Here is a 19,676-nt window from a genome sequence, read left to right on the forward strand (position 1 = left end):
CTATTAAATGTAATCCACAAATGAATCTTCATGCTTTCTGAAGAAACGGATGGAGTAGAAAAAGGTAATAAGGATAAATACTACTAGTGGAATAAAGCTATTCCAATTGAACGCAGCAAAGTCGCCTAGCATCGCCCAGCGCATGGCATCTATACAACCGGTCACTGGGTTCAGCATGGCCAGTTTATAAAGAATATCTCCATTAGCGCCGGTTTTATACGCATCTGTTAAATAGGCTACCGGCGATAAGAATGTGCCAAATTGTACCACAAAGGAGATCAATTGACCTATGTCCCTGTACTTCACATTTAGTACAGCTGCTATCAAACCTATTCCAAAAGAAGCCAAAAAGGTCAATGCCAAAATAGCCGGTACCAGGATGAGTTTCCAATCCGGGAGGTACTGATAGTACAAACATATCCCTGCAAATACCGCTAAAGATACCACTACATCTACTAAACCTATAAAGATGGAAGAAATAGGAATGATTAGACGAGGGAAATAGACCTTAGTGATCAAATTGGAATTCAATACTAAGCTGGTACTGATGGTAGTCAAACACTGTGAAAAGAATAGCCAGATGGTTACCCCCGCAGACACAATCAGCATGTACGGGATAGGGGAATTAACATCCAGTTTTCCTAATCTACCAAAAGCCAATGCCATCACTAGAGTAGTGATCAAAGGACGAATGGCAGCCCAACCCACACCTAAAATGGCCTGCTTGTATTTAACTATAATATCTCTTTTTGCCAATATCCAGAACAACTCGTTGTAGTTCCAGATCTCAGCAATGTATTCAGAAATGCTTTTTTTATTGGTAATAGTTCTAACTCTGGAATCCATACGTTTTTCAATGATCAGACATTACGTCCAGATAAGTTTTCCGGAGACTAATGAATACGATAGTAACAAATAGTAAAATTAATCCCGTTAATCTTACACTAATCCCTACACGAGAGGTAGCCACTAGTGGCAATTTTACCGGGTTAAGGACATTAAAGATCTGAGATTGCTCTACCAACAAGTTATTCAAATTATCCAGACTCGTTAAGTTGGTGAAGTATAAATTAGACAAATAGGTATTATCTCGGGTAAGACGTGTCTGAGCACTACCCGCTACAGGGTTAACTACATCGGGTTGTTCAAAGGTTACTTTAGCTAATCGGGAGTCATTTCCTCTCAATAGTACACTTAGACTATCCACTCTTCTTTGTTGGATAGCTATCATCTTTCTGGTCTTGACCGTCTTGATCTCTGTGTAGAAGGATTCTGTAGCTTTAAGTAAGGTTTCTAACCACGCTTTGGTCAGTAACTCATTACTTAACACAGCTTCCAGTTTATATATTGATCCTTCGTCTTTCTCTAATTGAGTACTTCCTGCAAGCTTAGTAATGATATCTGACATGATCTCATTTTCTCTAGGCTCAAATTTATCAAAGGGCTTCTTCTCGAATTTGAAGTTTACGTTTGGAGAAGGAGATTTGAATAGGTTACCTCCCCATTCTTTGGTCTTGATATCACTACTGTCTATGAAATGGTTTACCAAAAGGTCCTTTCTACCATATAGTTCCACTTCAGTCATCAAAGCGTTTTCAAACACCGTTCTAGACATGATCACCTGAGGGAAGTTAGCTATGGATGTTAAGCCTCCGGTAGTAGGCATGGCTCCACCCATAAATGCACCCGCAAGTCCACCTAGAGCTGACTGAGTACTTCCTTCTAAGTCAATGTTAAACTCTATCCCTCCACCATACATTTTGGTTGAAGAGAAATAGTTGTTTTTGATCATATCGATCAAGTTTCCGGCAACCAGCATGATCAATAAGATCCTCCAGTTTGTAGCTAAGAACTTGAAATAGCTAAATACCGACTGTAAAAACTCTTTGGTTGATATTTGATCGCGTTCCATGAATTAGTTCAATTTCATTAGAGTGATAATGGCCACTATAGAACCTAAAGTTCCACCAAGCATAGTGATTAGACCGGAGAATTGCGACAATTGTGCCACTGTAGTCTCTGTCTTAGCCGGTATCACAATCTCACTTCCCGGTACTATCTGAGGATGGAAACGTACGAATAAGAATTTTCTTGTTCTGTCTACACTTCCGTTCGGATAACGTACATAAGCGCTTCCTTTCGCAGATTTTTTAGTGAATCCACCTGAAGCTGAAATATAATCCAAGAAGTTATTTGCCTTATTGTATTTTACGGTAGTAGGGTACAATACTTCTCCTTCAATTCTAACGGTTTGCAGTTTCTTAGGGATAACTATTTCATCCCCATCTTGAAGAATGATGTCTAAGCTCTTATCGTTTGGATTAGCTAGGATCTTTCTTAGTTCAACTCCTATGTCCTCATTGATATAAGAATCTGCTACTTCTCCTTCTGTAGTTACAGTAGTTAGTGTTCCAGGAGTTTTTGTGCTGTCATCCAGTCCTTTGGTAGTCTTAACTTTACTGATGTTTAGGCTATTCAAAGTTTCTTCTCTCTTCTGTCTTTGTCTTTCACTAAGTAGTGTTTTTCTCAAAAGAGTGGCTCCCTCAGGATAAGCTAAATCCGTCAATCCACCAGCCCTTTGGATCAGCCTGGAAATGCCTTCGTCTTTGTATTCCAAACCGTAAATTCCCGGCATCAATACTTCACCTGAGATCTTTACGAAATTTTGTTTTTCGTAATTAGGAGATGTTCTTACCAGGATTTCATCGTAAGGAAGCAAAACTATACTTTCTTGAGACTCCACTAATGTTAAATCCGGACGCATGCTGAACTGTATGATGTCAGCAATCTGCGCATCTGACTGTTTAGGGTCTATGTTTCTTTTTCTTCTAACTATTTCAATTCTCGACAAGGATGCTGCCTCTGTTAAACCACCTACACGAACGATCACGTCTTGTACCGTCATGTCTTTAACATAAGGTAAATCAATTCCTTCATTGGCTTCAGGATGGTTAACAGCACCACGGATACGAATGACGGATTGTTCTGTCAATTCGAAGACACTTGGAACCATTACTTGATCTAACCTCTGAAGTTTGATATCGTCTGCCCTTCCTTCTAAAATATCATGGTAGTTAACGGAGATATTAGAGATGGATAGGTCATTATTAGTACGGTTGATATTTATTCTACCTTGTAGTGATTCTTCTTTCAGGCCACTTGCTGACTCAATTAGTTTGGTCAAAGTAGGGTTTGAATCTAATGAATACTCACCCGGACGGAAGATGGCTCCAGAGATGGTCACTACGTTTTGGATACGATCCAATACTTTCTCTATAACCAAAGAGTCACCCATAAATACTTTTTCTTGAGCAAAACTGTCCTTGTTTACATTAACAATCTTCCTTTCGCTTGAAGTATTTCTATAGATTTTTACGATATCAGAAAAGGCATATTGGTTAAAGCCTCCGGCGTATTTCAATAAATCAGCAAGCGTTTCTCCTGGTTTGATTTCGAATAATCCGGTTCTTTTTGTTTGGCCTGTAATAGCTACTCTGGAGATAAATGGTCCTACATGTACACGGTCTTGGTCTTTTAGTAGTACATCACTGCTAGAGTATCCTTTGGTCAAGAATTCATAAACATCAAAATGCGCAATTTCTCTGTTTCCGCGGATTAAAACGATATCCCTGTAGGTGCCTATCTCATTCGGTCCTCCTGATACATATAGGGCCGCCATCAAATTACTGAAGGAAGTTAGCGTAAAGGTACCTGGAGCTACAACTTCCCCACTTACGGTAACTTTTATGGTGCGGAATCCCGTTAAAGATACCCGAACAAAGGTATTCCCCGATTTGATTCCTGTATACGTTTTAGAAAGTGCAGCTGTGATTTTCTCTGTAGCCGTCTCCATGTTTAGACCGCTAACGGAAACTATGCCGCTTTTTTCTAGAATGATATAGCCGTCAGGATTTACTTTTAAGGTCTTTTGTACATTCTGAGAATATCCATAAACCACAACCTCTAGCTCATCTCCTGGTCCTAGAACATAATTATTGGGTGTAGCTATATTGATAGCTTGAGTCACATCAAATTTGGAATTAGCAAATAAACTGCTTCCGTAAGTCCTTCTGATGATGCTTGCTCTAGCTTCATCTGCTGCTATCTCTGCTTCTCTGGATAAACGGTAAGTTTCTTCTCTGTCTATAGCATCCGCATCTTCGTCAGTCAGTACCAGTTCTCGTGCTTCCGTAGTGGCAGGAGCCGGTATTCTTCCGGGAGTAGTGGTGGTCCTGTTCTGTTGAGGAACCACTTTGTTAGGGTTTTCAGTTGCTTTGGAGGTCGTCTCTTTTTTCTCCTGCCCCATTGTGGCAGACATGAAGGTCAGATTCAATAATAAAATTAAAACTGCCTTTAGATTTAAATTTGTCTTCCTAACTTTGAACAATTTCATTTGATGCGATTTCCCTGTGAATAAGAAAGTACAAAAATAAGAGAAGAAACTGAATAAATTAGAACTTTGCATTTAAAAGATAATTGAGTAGATATTTTACTTTTGTAAACGATTTACAAAGGGGATTTAATATTAGATATGGCTGAGAATAATTACGACGAGAGTAGTATACGATCGCTGGACTGGAAAGAGCACATACGCTTGAGGCCAGGTATGTACATAGGTAAATTAGGCGATGGTTCGGCCCCGGATGACGGGATTTACGTCCTACTTAAAGAGGTAATAGATAACTGTATAGACGAATATGCCATGGGACATGGTAAGGCTATAGAAGTATCTATTGATGAGGGTAAAGTGTCCGTTCGTGATTATGGTAGAGGTATTCCATTAGGAAAGGTGGTAGATGTAGTATCTAAAATTAATACCGGTGCAAAGTATGATTCAAAAGCCTTTCAAAAGGCAGTAGGTCTAAATGGGGTGGGTACCAAAGCAGTGAATGCCTTGTCATCCTATTTTAAGGTTACTGCGGTTCGGGAAGGTGAGATGAAAACTGCAGAATTTGAAAGAGGTGTACTGATATCTGAGTCTGAAATCGAAAAGACAGATGCTAAGAACGGTACCCATGTGATATTTGAACCTGATAATACCGTTTTCAAGAATTATCACTTCATAGGTCAATACATAGAAAACATGATCTGGAATTACTGTTACCTCAATTCCGGACTTTCTATTTACCTTAACAGGAAGAAGTTTTATTCGGCTAATGGTTTATTAGATCTTCTTTTGCGAAAAACCGACGAGTCTTCCCTGCGTTATCCTATTATCCACTTAAAAGGAGAGGATATTGAAATGGCGCTGACCCACGGTAACCAGTATGGGGAAGAATACTACTCCTTTGTGAATGGCCAAAATACCACTCAGGGGGGAACTCACCTGTCTGCCTTCAAGGAGGCCATTGTAAAAACAGTAAGAGATCATTATGGTAAGGATTATGCCTCTGAAGATGTTCGTCAGTCAATCATTGGCGCCATTGCAGTTCGTATTCAAGAACCTGTTTTTGAATCTCAAACCAAAACGAAGCTAGGGTCGAACAATATTAGCTTAGACGAGAATGCTCCAACGGTCAGGACGTTTGTGAATGACTTTGTGAAGGAACATTTGGATAATTATCTACATATGCATCCGGACATTAAGGATGCGCTTAAACGTAGAATAGAGCAGTCGGAAAGAGAGAGAAAAGAATTAGCCGGTGTAAAGAAGATAGCGAATGAAAGAGCTAAAAAGGCTAACCTTCACAACCGTAAACTTAGAGATTGTAAATACCATTTAACAGATGAGAAGTTTGAAGGAAGGCTTGATACTATGCTTTTTATTACGGAGGGTGACTCAGCTTCAGGTTCCATCACGAAAGCTAGAAACCCAGAAACTCAGGCTGTTTTCAGCTTAAGAGGAAAGCCTTTGAACTGTTATGGTCTAAGTAAGAAGGTAGTGTATGAAAACGAAGAGTTTAACCTTTTGCAGCACGCTTTGGATATAGAAAACGGTATAGAAACCTTGCGCTACAATCAAATCGTTATAGCCACAGACGCTGACGTGGATGGTTCACACATTCGTTTGTTGCTTTTGACTTTCTTCTTACAATTCTTCCCGGATTTAGTTAGAGAAGGTCATTTGTTTATCCTTCAAACTCCTTTGTTCAGGGTTAGAAATAAGAAAGAAACCATCTACTGTTACTCTGACGAAGAGAAGCAAATGGCTATAAATAAACTAGGAGGCAAACCCGAGATAACTCGATTCAAGGGATTGGGAGAGATTTCTCCTCATGAATTTGAAGGATTTATCAATAAGGACATCAAGTTAGATCCGGTTATCTTGGAGAAGGAATCTACTATTCCTAAGTTGCTTTCCTATTATATGGGTAAGAACACTCCTGAGCGACAAGGATTTATCATTGATAACCTGATCATAGAGCAAGACATCCTGGAGGATAAAGAGGTGGAGATTGTGGATGAAGAGATTTAAACATGAAAATTGAAGAAGTTAGAAAAGAAATTGATCAGATTGATGAACAATTGATCAAACTCCTGAATGAACGCATGAGATGGGTTCAAAAAGTAGGAGAAATTAAACGTGAGACCAAAGGCTCCATCTATAGACCCGAACGTGAGAAGTGGATCGTGGAAAAGATGATCAGTTTATCAGACGGACCATTAAATGCCTCTGCTATAGAAGCAATATTCTTAGAGATCTTTGCTGCTGCTCGAAACATTGAGTTACCGGAAAGAGTGGCATACCTGGGACCTGAAGGAAGTTTTACTCACCAGGCTGCAGAGAGTAGATTCGGTGCAGTTTCAGAATATATGACCCTTCCTACTATCCGTTCAGTCTTCGAGGCAGTAGAGACGGAAAGGGCAAGATTTGGGGTGATTCCCATTGAAAATAACCAAGAAGGGATAGTTTATGAAACGGTGGATTTGCTTAGCGCTACTGACGTAAACATTGCAGCTGAACTTAAGATTCCTGTACATTTTACCTTAGCCACAGAGGCGGAAAACCCTGCGAAAATCAAGAGGATTTATTCCAAAGACATCGCCTTCCGTCAATGTCGCGGGTTCCTGAACAAGTACTTTGAACAGCATAATCCTGAAGAAATTCAAGTAGAATCTACTTCCAAGGCTGCCAGATTAGCCGCTGCGGATCCGGAATCTGCGGCTATCTGCAGTGAGATTGCAGCAAAACTTTTCCGTTTACCTGTACTGTTTCATAATATTGAGGATAATAGTAATAATAGAACCCGTTTTATTATCCTTAGTAAGGACTATGAGAATCAACCTTCAGGTAATGATAAAACTACCATCGTAGCAAAATTACCGAAGACAGATGAAGCAGGTTCTTTGGCCAAGTTTCTTCAAGATTTTAGGAAAGGCAATATTAATTTGACCAAGATAGAAAGTAGACCTTATAAAGGGAGTGAAGACTTTAATTTCTGGTTCTTTATAGAATTCTTAGGCTATTATAAGGATGAGAATTTCCAAAAGATCCTGAAGAAACACGGAGATTATATCAAGGTGTTAGGTTCTTATGTAAGAAATGCCTGATTATTTGATTCGGAATAATTGATAATTCCTTGATGGAATTACTTCTAAAGGGAAAGCGGTACTGAACTGATGTGAAAAGTATCCTTTCCCTTTTATTATTTCCAAAGGTGAGTTACGTAACCTTTTCCCTGGAAAGATAAAGGTATAGTCTTCAGATCTTAGTGCGAAGTAGGGTACCTCGGCACTTTCTCCATGTACCATCAAATGTCCATTTACTTCATCCCAATTATCTATGCGAGTCCCATTTGATCCTGCTAGAGCGCTTAAGTCCGTCTCTTTAGGGAATTGATATTCTCCTTTCTGCCAAGGAGCTATTAGGAGAGGATTAACTCTTGAAACATGGGCGGAATCACTGTATTGATTGGCCCATGTACCCGTCTTTTGATAGTTATAGGCATCAGCCAAAGCATTTTCTCTGTTGTAAAATGCCCTTTCTGTTGCATTGTAATAACTCAATAGCCAAATCAGAATAGTAAAACCCAGCCATAATTTTCTCCCATGTCCTCTATAATTGGTGGCGTAATATCCCCAGATGGCAACCAGTAGTAGGGAAGAGTTTATGGTATACCTGCTCAACACCGGAAAACCTGTTCTGGTGAGTCCCATCATAATACCTGTGCCCAAAAAGAAAGCCGCCATGGCTAGAAAGAACTGATCTGTAGGTTCAGTTCTTAATTGGCTTAATATCCTTCTTAGTGCGTATTTTCTGAACAGAATCAAAAGAGAAAACAAGACGATAACCAGACCAAAGAACTGGGGTAGCTTTTGTTTCAAAGGGGAGTTTGAGAGGCGGGAAGAGATCTCCACTATATTCAAGGCATATGCACCTAAAAATTCTAAAGAATAGGCTATAGCCTGGAGTGGATGCTCCCATGGGGATATTACATCGGTATGGGTCCAGTTGGGTTTAGTATACCCCCAAAAATACAGTGCCACAGTAAGCACACTGGCCCCTATCCAAATTCCTAAAGCTTTATAATCTTGATGAACAAATAATAAAGCACCTCCAATCAGTAAAGCTAAGATGCCGTTTCCATGCGAAAAGAAGGCCAAGGTAGCAAAAACAAATCCCCAGATATAGTTTCTCTTTATACTGATCAAATAGATACTAACGAGAAAGTAAAAAATGACTGAGAAGTTTTGGAAAGGCACCATGAGAGATTGTAAACTCTCGTAATATTGGGCATGGAAAATCAGGAATACCATGGGGAGTAAGGCTTCCCATTTAATAGCTCTTCTCCTAGCTACGGAAATGACTACCCAAAGTATGCCTATAAGATTAATAAACCCTAATAGAGCTACTGTTTTTAACTCGAATTTTCCACTTATGAGGAAGACCAAAAGGGTGAAGATTCGATCGTTAACCACCCTGTGTTCATTATTAAGGGAAAAGAAGCTATGTAATTTTTCTCCTAAAGGTAGGTCAGTAAACAGATCATGCACGGGTAAAATAATCCCATGGAAATCATCCCACCATGGCACGTTTACAGTAATGGAGTATTGGTACCACCACAAGAGTGCTATGACGCAAACAGCGATGATGACAAATACCTTTTTACTCATAGTTGCAGGATTCTTTGGCTAGCAATAACATCTTGTTTGATCTGCTGGATCAATGCTTCTATACTGTCAAATTTCTGCTCCTCTCTGATAAAATCAACTATCTCTACTTTGACACTTTCACCGTAGATATCATCTGAAAAGTCGAAGATATATACTTCCTGGGTTATGCCCTTACCTTCCACAGTAGGTCTGACACCTATATTCATCACTCCTCCAAACTTCTGTCCTCTTACCCACGCATATACAGCGTATACACCGTTCTTTGGTATAAGTTTGAATTCATTTTGGGTTTGGACGTTAGCCGTAGGGTAGCCTATTTGTCGGCCCAACTGCCTTCCCTTAACCACTGTGCCACAGAAATCATAGTTTCTGCCCAAAAGTTCGTTTGCCGTCTGTATATCTCCCTCTTCTATGGCTTTACGAATCTTCGTAGAGCTGATGGTGATATTGTCTATTTCTTGTCGGTTAATCTCCTCAATCTCAATTTTAAATCTTTCAGAATGTTGAATCAGATAGTCTATGCCTCCTTCTCTATTCTTGCCAAAACGGTGGTCATAACCGATGACCATGGCTTTGGTACCAAAACCACTGATTAATACTTCTTCAATGTATTTTTCGCAGCTTAGTTCTGAAAATTCTCTAGTGAATGGAAGGATGACCAGATGATCTAATCCTAAGGTTTCCAGTAACTCTGTTTTCTCTTCTATAGTAGAAAGAATTCTTGTTACCCGGGTATGTGAATCAGGAGATAGCACTAATTTAGGATGAGGCCAAAAGGTCAATAGCACGGATTCTCCTCCTATTTCTTTGGCCTTTTCTATTAGTCGCTTGATGATCTTCTTATGGCCCAAATGCACGCCGTCAAATGTACCTGTGGTAACTACGGCATTTCCTTTTGGTTGAAAGTCTTTAAGGTTATGATAGATTTTCATAGACTCGCTTTGATTTTATCCACTGCTTCTTGAACCTGCAGGGCATCCTTCACGTCAAATTCTCCAATTTTTTCTCTTCTTAAGGCAGTGAGATGTGCACCACTACCTAGAGCTGTTCCTAAATCTCTGGCTAAGCTACGAATATATGTACCTTTTGAGCAAGTTACTTTAAATGCTAATTCAGGAAAATTAGTATCATCCAGCTCGAAATTTTCTATGGTAATTTCCCGGGCTTTTAGTTCTACACTATCTCCTTTTCTGGCAGATTCGTAGGCTCTTTTTCCATCCACCTTAATTGCTGAAAAAACAGGAGGAATTTGTGCAATAGTTCCCAAAAAAGATTTTCTTGCTTCTTCTAAGCCTTCTTTAGTGATATGTGCCGTAGGGTAGGTAGCGTCTATTTCCGTTTCCAAATCAAAGGAAGGAGTGGTAGATCCTAACATGATTTTACCTGTATAGACCTTTTTTTGTCCCTGATAAGTCTCTATCTCCTTGGTTTTTTTGCCTACGCAAATGACCAGTAAGCCTGTAGCTAGAGGATCTAAAGTCCCGGCATGGCCAATCTTAATTTTATGCGGCTTAAAGGCATACTTCAATTTGTTAACTGCATCAAAACTGGTCCAGTTAAGGGGCTTATCTATAAGAAGCACCTGTCCCGCTTGATATTCCTCTATCATTATAGGATTTCTAAACTTTTTCCACTCAGTAACATCACTATGATGATACCACCTACTATGATTCTATACCAGCCAAAAGCTTTGAAGCCATATTTAGATACTACTCCTATAAAGAATTTGATAGCCAATATAGCTACAATGAAACCTATGAAGTTCCCGATTCCCAAGAGGTACCATTCTTTTTCGGTGAGCTGAAATCCTTGGTCCAAGTAGTCTTTTAACTTAAGTACCGTGGCACCAAACATCATAGGTAGCGCTAAGAAAAAGGAGAATTCCGCGGCGGCTTTTCTGGTTAATTTTTGGGTCATCCCACCCACTATCGTACTGGCGGAACGGGAAGTCCCTGGTATCAAAGCTAGACATTGGAACAGACCAATCTTTAAGGCCTGTGCATAGGAAATTTCATCTGAATCATCAATCGTAGGTTGATTAAACCATCCGTCTACAAATAAGAGAACAATACCTCCCAAAACTAAAGTGATACCCACTGTCAGAGGACTTTCTAATAGGCCGTCAATGAGGTCGCTGAATAAAAAGCCTAAGATGGAAGCGGGAACGGCCGCTACTACCAACTTGAAATAGAAATCAAAGGACTTGAAAAAGCGCTTATAGTAAAGTACCAAAACGGAAAGTATGGTGCCCAACTGTATAGCTATGGTGAATAGTTTTACAAATGCATCTGATTCTAAACCCATCAGGGCAGAAGCAATGATCATATGTCCAGTGGAAGAAACGGGTAAGAATTCCGTCAATCCTTCAATGATGGCCAAAATAATGGCGTGAAATACCTCCATTTATTTCTTTAAGATAGCGTAAAATTCGTAGATAAAGCCTATGAAGGCAATGATAGGTCCTAATGTAATACCTAAGAATCCGAAGCCAAATTCTTCTTTATCTAAGGTCATGATAATAAAGCCTAAAATGATTAAGGTTAAACCTATCAGCATATGTACATAGTTGTCCTTTTTAAAAGGAAGTCCTGATTTTTCAGTTGAATTGCTCATAATTAATATAGTTTATCTAAGTCCATCTTATGGTATCTAGCTACCGACTGGTAAGTGCTCAAAACTCCTACCAATGGCCCTAAGACCAAAAGTATAAGATATAGGATCCAGGTTAATTCTTGATTTGCTAAAAGATTCAATCCTTCCACCTGAGTAGCCGCTGCATTTTGAGTGAAATACACTAACGCTATACTTAAAATTCCGGCAAACAGCCCTTGGAAGAAACCGGTTTTTAAAAAGGGCTTTTGGATAAAACCATCAGTGGCTCCTACTAATTGCATAGTGCGTATGATGAATCTTTGGCTATATAAAGCTAACTTGATGGTATTGTTGATTAACAAAAGGGTAGCTACAAAGAAGATCAGAACAATAATAGCTACTACTTTGTAGATCTTGTTTACATTCGTGATTATCCCTTTCAAGAAGTCTCTAGGATAATCTACATCAGATACGCCTTCAATCTTCTCTATCTTAGTTTTTAATTCTTGTAATCTCGCTTCGTTGATATTTTCTTCCTGAAGCTTGATTGTATAAGCATCACTGAAAGGATTTTCACCTAATACTTCCTTGTAATTCTCCTTAGTCTCTTTGAAAAAGATATCCGCTGCCTGATCTTTTGTGATAAGTGCTATGGCAGGCTTACCTTTTTCGATTTCAGCTACATTCAGTGCCTCTAATTTTGATCTTAGTTGATGTATAGACACTGAATCAAGTCCTTTGTCCATATAGACTTGAATCTCCACGTTTTGGCGAACGTACTTAATTAGTTCTTTAGAAGTAATGGCAATCCATCCGCAAAATCCTATCAGAAAAAGTGCGACAGTGAGACTTACAGTGATCAGGATTCCGGGGTAATTACCCAGTTTTCTATTGATGCTCATGTTGGAATTTTGATTCTCAAAGATAAGTATTTATTTACTAAGAGGGGGATTTTTAAGCTTTTTTAGCAAACTACTCCCCACGTTTGGCCATCTCTTTTAATGCGTTCCATTCCGCTATCATCTCCGGCATACTCTGCTCAATGATCTCTTCAATGGTCTTTGTAATCCCCTCTAAAGTACTATTTTCATCTACTTGGAAAGGCGGCTTGAACTTGACGGTTAAAGTAGTGTTTCTTCGTTTATACTTTAAACCTGTCTTGTTAAAGGCCCTTCGGAAACCATTGATGACTACGGGAACTATGATAGGTTTATTGTCTAATATAATATGTGCAGTACCCTTACGGATGGGAGCGTAAGGACTCGTAGTCCCTTGAGGAAAGCTTACCACCCAGCCCTCTTGTAGGGCTTTGGATACATTATCACCTGCAGATAAATCTACATTCCTTTTAACGTTTTGGCCTTCGGCTCTCCAACTTCTCTCTACGAGAATTGCACCCGCTAAACTGAAGATTTTTGGGATCAAACCTTTCTTCATGGTCTCCTTTGCAGCTACATAGAACACAAAGGCTCTGGGAGCAAATAGGTAGATAGGGAATAGCTTTTTACCGAAGCCCCATTTCGTGTTGCAGAAGATATGGTAGAAAGTTATGACGTCTGCAAAGTAGGTCTGGTGATTAGAGATGAAGAATACATTTCTGTCTGGAAGTTCTTTTAGATACTCTACTCCTTCAACCTTCAGTTTGTTAGCTACAGCTATTCTCCAAAATGTGGGCCAGCCAGCAATGAAGATGATGAAACGCTTTAATAACATGGGATTTCCAAAGGGATCCTTTTGGAAGATACCCAGAATGTCTAAATAGCTTAATGCCTTCAGTAAGCTATTACTGGTTTTAGCTGGTCGTGGTAGAAAATTCTTTAGAACTTTAATCATCAGTTCCTTTTTTCTATTTCATCTCTGATCTGAGCCGCTCTTTCGTACTCTTCATTAGCAATGGCTTCATTTAACATGTTTTGAAGTTCTTCCGTAGAGAGAGTGGTTAAGTTGTTCTTAGATTTTGGTTCTTCCGGCTCTACATCTGTAACCTCGTCAGATGAGATACCGGCTACGGTCAATACTTCTTCAGTAGTGTAGATGGGCGCATTAAAACGCAGCGCAATAGCTACAGCATCAGAAGGACGCGCATCAATGTATTTTTGCCTGATGCCGTCTGTACAGATAACCTTGGAGAAAAATACGCCTTCCTGTATGTCAGAGATATGTATCTCCTCTACTGAAAAATCAAATGCCTTAGCAAAGCTCTTAAAGAGATCATGCGTTAGCGGACGGGTAGGGGCTAGTTTCTCCATTTCAATGGCTATGGCCTGTGCTTCAAACATGCCAATGATAATGGGTAATCTTCTGTCCCCGGACACTTCATTCAACACCAGTGTAAATGATCCAGCTTGGAGCTGACTGGGTGATAGATTCAGTATTTCTAATCGTATTCTTTCCACAATGCAAATATACGTTCCAATATTAAGTGCTAGATTGATACAGTGAAATATTTCTCAATTCCCATTCCGAATAAAGCAAAATCGAAACGTGCAGGATCTTTGGGATCTATCGTTTTCAGTCTATTGGTAATCTCTATGGCCATGTCCCAATCCGGCTTAATTCTATCTGTTAATCCCAAATGTTTGGCTACTCTTTCTACGTGTACATCACAGGGTAGGACCAGTTGGTAGGGTTTAATTTCTTTCCAAATTCCAAAATCCACGCCCTTGTCATCTTCTCTCACCATCCAGCGTAAATACATGTTAAGCCTTTTGCAAGCACTTTTCTTGTCAGGGGTAGAGATGTGTTTCCCGGTTCTTACACTTTCTCCTTTTGTAAATTTCTTTCTGAAATTACTGAGATGTGACCTCACGTGCTCATCCTCTTTGTTTCCGGCAAATGCAGATTCCAGACTTTCGTGCTTTGCATAGTGCTCCTGAAGAAATGAGACAGTATATAATAGGTCAAAATCATTAAATGTCCTATGTACAAAACCTTCCAGACGTTTTAGATCTTGGTCTTTCGCTCCCTGAATGAATTGGTAAGGGGCATAGTCCATTCTTTCCAGTAGCTCATTGCATTTCTTGAGTATGGTTTTTCTCTGGCCCCAAGCTAATATAGAAGCGAATAGGCCTGCAATCTCAATGTCCTGCTTTTGAGTAAACAAATGCGGAATACTGATGGGATCTGTATCGATAAATTCCGGACTATTGAATTGTTTGTGCTTTTCTTCTAAGAGATCTATGAGTTGATTACTGGCTGACCACATCATTATTTGAAAGGTAAAACTCTACAGTAGCTCTTAACCTACTATCTTTAGGACGCAGTTGGTAATAGGCATAAGGAGAAAGTTTGATCATAATATTCTCATCCGGCCCTTTTTCATTCAAATTTCCTATCACCTTCGCCACTATGGTATGTCCGGTGGCATCATTAGTGACCTTTATATTCGTACCAATGGGAGCCGTACGGTGTAAGGCGAGGTATTTAGTGGATTTATTTGGCGTCTTTATTACTTCAGCGATTCCGGTTTCTTTTATACTTTTCCCTACTGGTTTTAGTCGTAGTTCTTCTTCTCTGGGAGCTTTACTAGCTAAATCTACCAAGGTTGCTCCATCAACTATCAGTTTTTGTCCTATCTTTATAGTATTATCTGTAATCTTGTTGGCTTCTACTAGATTAGAAATATCCACGTTATACAGCTTAGAGATGGAAAAGACGGTCTCATTTGCCTTTACTACGTGCACAGTTGAAGACTTTGTTGGTGTGGAAACAGCGGTGTTTTTGGGGAATTTGATAGTTTGTCCTACTTTAATGTCACTATTCCCGTTAGCTAAAGTAGGATTTAAAGTTTCTACCGTAGCGAAGTTGGTATTGTAGCGCTTAACTAAACTGTATAAAGTTTCTTTGGGAGCCACCTTGTGCAGGATAAATGCCCCTTCTGACTGAGCTGCAGCAGAAAATGCTATCAGCATAGCGGAAATAGCTGTGAGTATTTTTTTCATTATTTTGGAAAGCTTGAATTGCAAAGCTAATCAATTCATTATCCAAAATCAAGAAGATTGAAATTAGTGTTATTTTTGTAGAATAAACATATACTCCATTGAAAATTTTAGGAATCATACCGGCACGATACGCCTCTAGTCGTCTACCGGCAAAGCTATTACTTGAGGTGGATGGGAAAAGCATCCTACAAATGGTTTATGAGCGCTGTTTAAAGGCTAAGAGCCTTTCAGATGTGGTGATTGCAACAGATTCTACCATAGTGGAAGAGCATGTTAAATCATTTGGAGGACAGGTGGTACTTACTTCTGACAAACATCCGAGTGGAACGGATCGCTGTGCAGAGGCTTTGAGATTGATGGGTGGAACCATTAATTATGATTTTGTGATCAATATTCAGGGAGATGAACCGCTTATGGATCCTCAGAATATTGATTTATTGAGCTCCTCGTTTAAAATAACTTCAGAGATTTCATCCGTGTTTATTAAAATCAAGGATACAGACACACTCCTGAATCCTAATGTGGTGAAAGTGGTCTTGAATGAGCAGAAGGAAGCCATGTATTTTAGTCGCTCACCTATCCCGCACTTGAGAGAAGTGCCCACTGAAAACTGGGTGGAAGAGGCTGATTTCTACAAGCATATAGGCATGTACGGGTTCCGAGCGGATATTTTGGAACGTATCGTGAAACTCCCACTGGCTAAGTTAGAAGCTCAGGAAAAACTGGAGCAGTTAAGATGGTTGACAAATGGGTATAAAGTGAGAATGGTGGAGGTCTTTTCTGATGGTATAGGAATTGATACCGAAGAAGATTTTCAACGTTTAAAGCAATTTTTAAAGAAGAATTAGCGTATTCTCTTAACAAAACAATAATAAACCCATATGCAAAGAAGCACCATTCTGTGGGCAGATGATGAAATTGAACTTCTGAAACCATACATCGTTTTCTTAGAATCTAAAGGCTATGACGTAACTCCAGTTCCATCCGGAGCAGATGCGCTGGACAGGGTAGAAAAGGAGAACTTTGATTTGATCTTCCTGGATGAGATGATGGCGGGGATGACAGGCCTGGATACCTTGAATGAAATAAAAAAGATCAAGCCTAATATCCCGGTAGTAATGATTACTAAGTCGGAAGAGGAGAGGATCATGGAAGAAGCCATAGGTTCAAAAATTGCCGACTATCTCATCAAACCTATAAATCCTAACCAAATACTACTATCTGCTAAAAAGCTTCTAGAGAACAAGCGTTTAGTGGCCGAAAAGACGAATTCTTCCTATATGCAGGACTTTCGACAGTTAGCTATGCAGTACAACGAGGAATTGGATTTTCAGGAGTGGGCAGATATTTACAGGAAACTGGTCTTCTGGGAATTGGAGATAGACGGTTCCACGGATAAGTCTATGGAAGAGGTCTTTCAAATGCAAAAATCAGAAGCAAATACTCGGTTTGCTGAGTTTATTGAGGATAATTATGAGGATTGGATGACCAGTCCAAATGTAAAGAAACCTGTACTTTCCCATACGCTTTTGAAAAACAAGGTTTTCCCTCATTTAAGAGAAGGAGATCCTTTATTCTTTGTGCTTATAGATAATTTCCGTTTTGATCAATGGAAAATTCTGGAAGAGATCATTAGTGATTTCTTTGTAGCTGAGGACGAAGATGCTTATTATTCTATACTTCCTACCGCTACAGGATATGCGAGAAATGCTATTTTCTCTGGACTTACGCCGTATGATATGGCTAAACAACATCCTGATCTATGGGTAAATGACGAGGGTGATAATGAGGAAGGTTTGAATAAGAATGAAGAGGAATTCTTAAGAAGACATCTGAAGAAAGCTAATATTAATCACACCTTTGGCTTCTATAAGATTTTAAACAATACTCAGGCAAAGAACCTAGTAGATGGTTTTAATAATCTATTGAAGGATGATCTAGTGGTGGTAGTGTTTAATTTCATTGATATGCTTTCTCATGCCCGAACAGATATGGCGGTGATCAAGGAATTAGCTCCGGATGAGGCGGCTTATCGCTCCATTACGCGTTCATGGATTCAGCATTCTCCTTTATTGGATTTTCTCAAATTGATTGCGGCAAAGAACGGCAGATTAATCATCACCACGGATCACGGCATGGTGAAGGTAAAGAACCCGAAACGAATAGTAGGAGATAGGAATGTAAATACTAATCTACGGTATAAACAAGGTAAAAATCTGAACTTGGATGACAAGGGAGATTTTGTGATTGAGGTGAGAAAACCGGAAAACTATAAGTTGCCAAGCCCTAATCTCTCCACTTCGTATTATTTTACTACGAATGATTATTTCTTTGCGTATCCTAATAACTACAATTATTATGTAAGTCATTATAGAGATACTTTCCAACACGGTGGCGTGTCTTTAGAAGAGATGATCATTCCGGTGGTAAAGCTAAAAACAAAATAAGGAGCTTAATGCTCCTTATGCTTGATGTAAGTCTCTTACTTTTCCTCCCTCACAGTACAAGGTCCGTTTGGGGTACCTTTCAATCAAATCTAATCCGTGCGTTGCCATTAGGACGGCGGTTTTAGATACCTGATTGATTTTGAAGAATAGTTTTAGGATTTCAATGGATTTTTCCGGATCCAAATTCCCTGTAGGTTCGTCTGCTAATAAGATCTCAGGATGGTTTAAAAGCGCACGAGCGATAGCGATCCTCTGCTGTTCCCCTCCTGATAATTGGTGAGGCATTTTCTGAAGGACATCTGGAAGCCCTACCAGCTCCAAGACCTCAGCAATTCTGTCTTCAATCTCCGCTTTGTCTTTCCAGCCCATAGCTCCCATAAAGAACTGAAGGTTTTGGTGGACATTACGGTCTGTGAGCAATTGGAAGTCTTGGAAGATAATACCAATTTTCCTACGAAGATAAGGAACCTCTTTATGCCTCATCTTTTCAAGCTGAAAACCCGCTACGGTACCTGTGCCTTTTTCCAGCCACAAGTCAGCGTAGAGGGTTTTCAGTAGGGAGCTTTTACCGCTTCCTGTTTTGCCGATTAGGTAAACAAATTCTCCTTCTTCAATACTAAAATTAACATCAGATAAGACTAGTTTGTCTTTCTGATAGATGTCTGCATTTTGAAGTGTGATTACCGAGTTCGCCATATTTTATTTATTTCCTTTCGCATAGTCTGCTAAGAATTTAGCTAGACCAATGTCTGTCAAAGGATGGTTTAATAACGCTAAAATAGCTGATAGAGGACCTGTCATAACGTCCGCACCAATTTTAGCACAGTTTAATATGTGCATTGGGGTACGAACAGATGCCGCTAAAATCTCCGTTGCAAATCCATAATTGTCATAGATAGTACGGATATCTTCGATAAGGATTAAGCCCTCAGTGCTGATATCATCTAAACGACCAATGAAAGGAGATACGTATGTAGCACCTGCTTTAGCAGCTAATAAGGCTTGTCCGGCAGAAAATACTAAAGTACAGTTGGTCTTGATTCCTCTTTCCGAGAAATATTTGATGGCTTTTACTCCATCTTTAGTCATAGGAATCTTCACTACGATTTGCTCATGTAGTTTAACCAATTCCTGACCTTCACGGATCATGCCTTCGTAATCAGTGGAGATTACCTCTGCACTTACATCACCACTTACTATGTTACAAATCTCCTTGTAGTGATTTTTGATATTTTCCTCTCCTGTAATGCCTTCTTTAGCCATTAAGGAGGGGTTGGTGGTTACACCGTCTAAGATGCCTAGATCTTGTGCTTCTTTGATTTCTGAAAGACTGGCTGTATCTATGAAGAATTTCATGGGTAGAATGAATAAGGTCAAAAAAAAATGGCAAATTCACCGCTACGACCGCCTACCCTTGCTACCTTCCGGTCCTGGGGGATTCAGCAGGAGCTGGTAATTTGCCGGGACAAAATTACGAAATTCTTTCTTTCCTACAAGGATGTCCTGCAAATTTCCTCGCGTCTTTTTGTAATTGATTGGTGTTTAATGGTATGAGTTAGTAAATTTTATTTGTGCTATAATTTTTATCAAGCTCGTATGGGAAGTGTTGGATGTTTTTGACCTACTTTTTGTTTTATCTTTG

19 protein-coding genes are annotated in these 19,676 nt (G+C 39.5%); 4 read left to right on the forward strand and 15 right to left on the reverse strand.

What is annotated here, in order from left to right; all coding sequences use genetic code 11:
• Positions 1 to 3 precede the first annotated feature (3 nt).
• Genes LBYS_RS00275 through LBYS_RS00285 form a run of 3 tightly spaced genes read right to left on the reverse strand, consistent with a single transcriptional unit; the run spans position 4 to position 4,393 of the window.
• Positions 4 to 846 (reverse strand): ABC transporter permease, encoded by an 843-nt coding sequence (locus LBYS_RS00275; protein ID WP_013406907.1) that lies wholly within the window; start codon positions 844 to 846, stop codon positions 4 to 6.
• A 7-nt stretch (positions 847 to 853) separates the two neighbouring features.
• Positions 854 to 1,912, reverse strand: coding sequence for a hypothetical protein (locus tag LBYS_RS00280; RefSeq protein WP_013406908.1), 1,059 nt, complete (start codon positions 1,910 to 1,912; stop codon positions 854 to 856).
• 3 nt (positions 1,913 to 1,915) lie between these two features.
• Entirely contained in the window at positions 1,916 to 4,393 is a 2,478-nt protein-coding gene (locus LBYS_RS00285; RefSeq protein WP_049781278.1) for an SLBB domain-containing protein, read from the reverse strand.
• Between the two features lie 138 nt (positions 4,394 to 4,531).
• Here LBYS_RS00285 and LBYS_RS00290 point away from each other — a divergent pair, with 138 nt between their 5' ends.
• Both LBYS_RS00290 and pheA read left to right on the forward strand, forming a co-directional pair.
• A complete protein-coding gene (locus LBYS_RS00290; RefSeq protein ID WP_013406910.1) occupies positions 4,532 to 6,415 on the forward strand; it encodes a DNA topoisomerase IV subunit B in 1,884 nt (627 codons plus the stop codon).
• A gap of 2 nt (positions 6,416 to 6,417) precedes the next feature.
• Entirely contained in the window at positions 6,418 to 7,491 is a 1,074-nt protein-coding gene (pheA, locus tag LBYS_RS00295) for a prephenate dehydratase (RefSeq protein ID WP_013406911.1), read from the forward strand.
• Here pheA and LBYS_RS00300 read toward each other — a convergent pair whose 3' ends face one another.
• The 10 genes from LBYS_RS00300 to LBYS_RS00345 all read right to left on the reverse strand — a co-directional run bounded on the left by LBYS_RS00300 (position 7,492) and on the right by LBYS_RS00345 (position 15,587).
• Positions 7,492 to 9,054 (reverse strand): hypothetical protein, encoded by a 1,563-nt coding sequence (locus LBYS_RS00300; RefSeq protein WP_013406912.1) that lies wholly within the window; start codon positions 9,052 to 9,054, stop codon positions 7,492 to 7,494.
• The gene (locus LBYS_RS00305; protein WP_013406913.1) at positions 9,051 to 9,986 is read right to left on the reverse strand and encodes a bifunctional riboflavin kinase/FAD synthetase; all 936 of its coding nucleotides are present in this window, start codon (positions 9,984 to 9,986) and stop codon (positions 9,051 to 9,053) included. Before LBYS_RS00305 ends, LBYS_RS00300 begins: the two co-directional genes overlap by 4 nt.
• The gene (gene truB / locus LBYS_RS00310) at positions 9,983 to 10,663 is read right to left on the reverse strand and encodes a tRNA pseudouridine(55) synthase TruB (RefSeq protein WP_013406914.1); all 681 of its coding nucleotides are present in this window, start codon (positions 10,661 to 10,663) and stop codon (positions 9,983 to 9,985) included. Before truB ends, LBYS_RS00305 begins: the two co-directional genes overlap by 4 nt.
• Positions 10,663 to 11,457: an undecaprenyl-diphosphate phosphatase gene (locus tag LBYS_RS00315; protein WP_013406915.1), complete on the reverse strand. Its 795-nt coding sequence runs from the start codon at positions 11,455 to 11,457 to the stop codon at positions 10,663 to 10,665. The genes truB and LBYS_RS00315 overlap by 1 nt, the downstream gene beginning before the upstream one ends.
• Positions 11,458 to 11,667, reverse strand: a complete 210-nt coding sequence (locus LBYS_RS00320; RefSeq protein WP_013406916.1) for a DUF3098 domain-containing protein — start codon at positions 11,665 to 11,667, stop codon at positions 11,458 to 11,460.
• A gap of 2 nt (positions 11,668 to 11,669) precedes the next feature.
• Positions 11,670 to 12,548 (reverse strand): cell division protein FtsX, encoded by an 879-nt coding sequence (locus LBYS_RS00325; protein ID WP_013406917.1) that lies wholly within the window; start codon positions 12,546 to 12,548, stop codon positions 11,670 to 11,672.
• A 70-nt stretch (positions 12,549 to 12,618) separates the two neighbouring features.
• Positions 12,619 to 13,479, reverse strand: a complete 861-nt coding sequence (locus LBYS_RS00330) for a lysophospholipid acyltransferase family protein (protein ID WP_013406918.1) — start codon at positions 13,477 to 13,479, stop codon at positions 12,619 to 12,621.
• Positions 13,479 to 14,042: a bifunctional nuclease family protein gene (locus tag LBYS_RS00335; RefSeq protein WP_013406919.1), complete on the reverse strand. Its 564-nt coding sequence runs from the start codon at positions 14,040 to 14,042 to the stop codon at positions 13,479 to 13,481. The genes LBYS_RS00330 and LBYS_RS00335 overlap by 1 nt, the downstream gene beginning before the upstream one ends.
• A gap of 29 nt (positions 14,043 to 14,071) precedes the next feature.
• Entirely contained in the window at positions 14,072 to 14,851 is a 780-nt protein-coding gene (locus LBYS_RS00340; protein WP_013406920.1) for a TIGR02757 family protein, read from the reverse strand.
• Complete coding sequence (locus tag LBYS_RS00345; RefSeq protein ID WP_041823359.1) at positions 14,835 to 15,587, reverse strand: DPBB and LysM peptidoglycan-binding domain-containing protein; 753 nt, start codon at positions 15,585 to 15,587, stop codon at positions 14,835 to 14,837. Before LBYS_RS00345 ends, LBYS_RS00340 begins: the two co-directional genes overlap by 17 nt.
• Positions 15,588 to 15,685: 98 nt before the next feature.
• On the opposite strand from LBYS_RS00345, the gene kdsB reads away from it, so the two are divergent.
• Positions 15,686 to 16,435 (forward strand): 3-deoxy-manno-octulosonate cytidylyltransferase, encoded by a 750-nt coding sequence (kdsB, locus tag LBYS_RS00350; RefSeq protein WP_013406922.1) that lies wholly within the window; start codon positions 15,686 to 15,688, stop codon positions 16,433 to 16,435.
• Between the two features lie 33 nt (positions 16,436 to 16,468).
• Entirely contained in the window at positions 16,469 to 18,034 is a 1,566-nt protein-coding gene (porX, locus tag LBYS_RS00355) for a T9SS response regulator signal transducer PorX (RefSeq protein ID WP_013406923.1), read from the forward strand.
• Positions 18,035 to 18,049: 15 nt separating this feature from the next.
• On the opposite strand, the gene LBYS_RS00360 is transcribed toward porX, so the two are convergent.
• A complete protein-coding gene (locus LBYS_RS00360; RefSeq protein ID WP_013406924.1) occupies positions 18,050 to 18,730 on the reverse strand; it encodes a cell division ATP-binding protein FtsE in 681 nt (226 codons plus the stop codon).
• 3 nt (positions 18,731 to 18,733) lie between these two features.
• Entirely contained in the window at positions 18,734 to 19,390 is a 657-nt protein-coding gene (gene fsa / locus LBYS_RS00365) for a fructose-6-phosphate aldolase (protein ID WP_013406925.1), read from the reverse strand.
• Positions 19,391 to 19,676 lie beyond the last annotated feature (286 nt).

Origin of the sequence: Leadbetterella byssophila DSM 17132, from assembly GCF_000166395.1 — a bacterium.
Classification (GTDB): domain Bacteria; phylum Bacteroidota; class Bacteroidia; order Cytophagales; family Spirosomataceae; genus Leadbetterella; species Leadbetterella byssophila.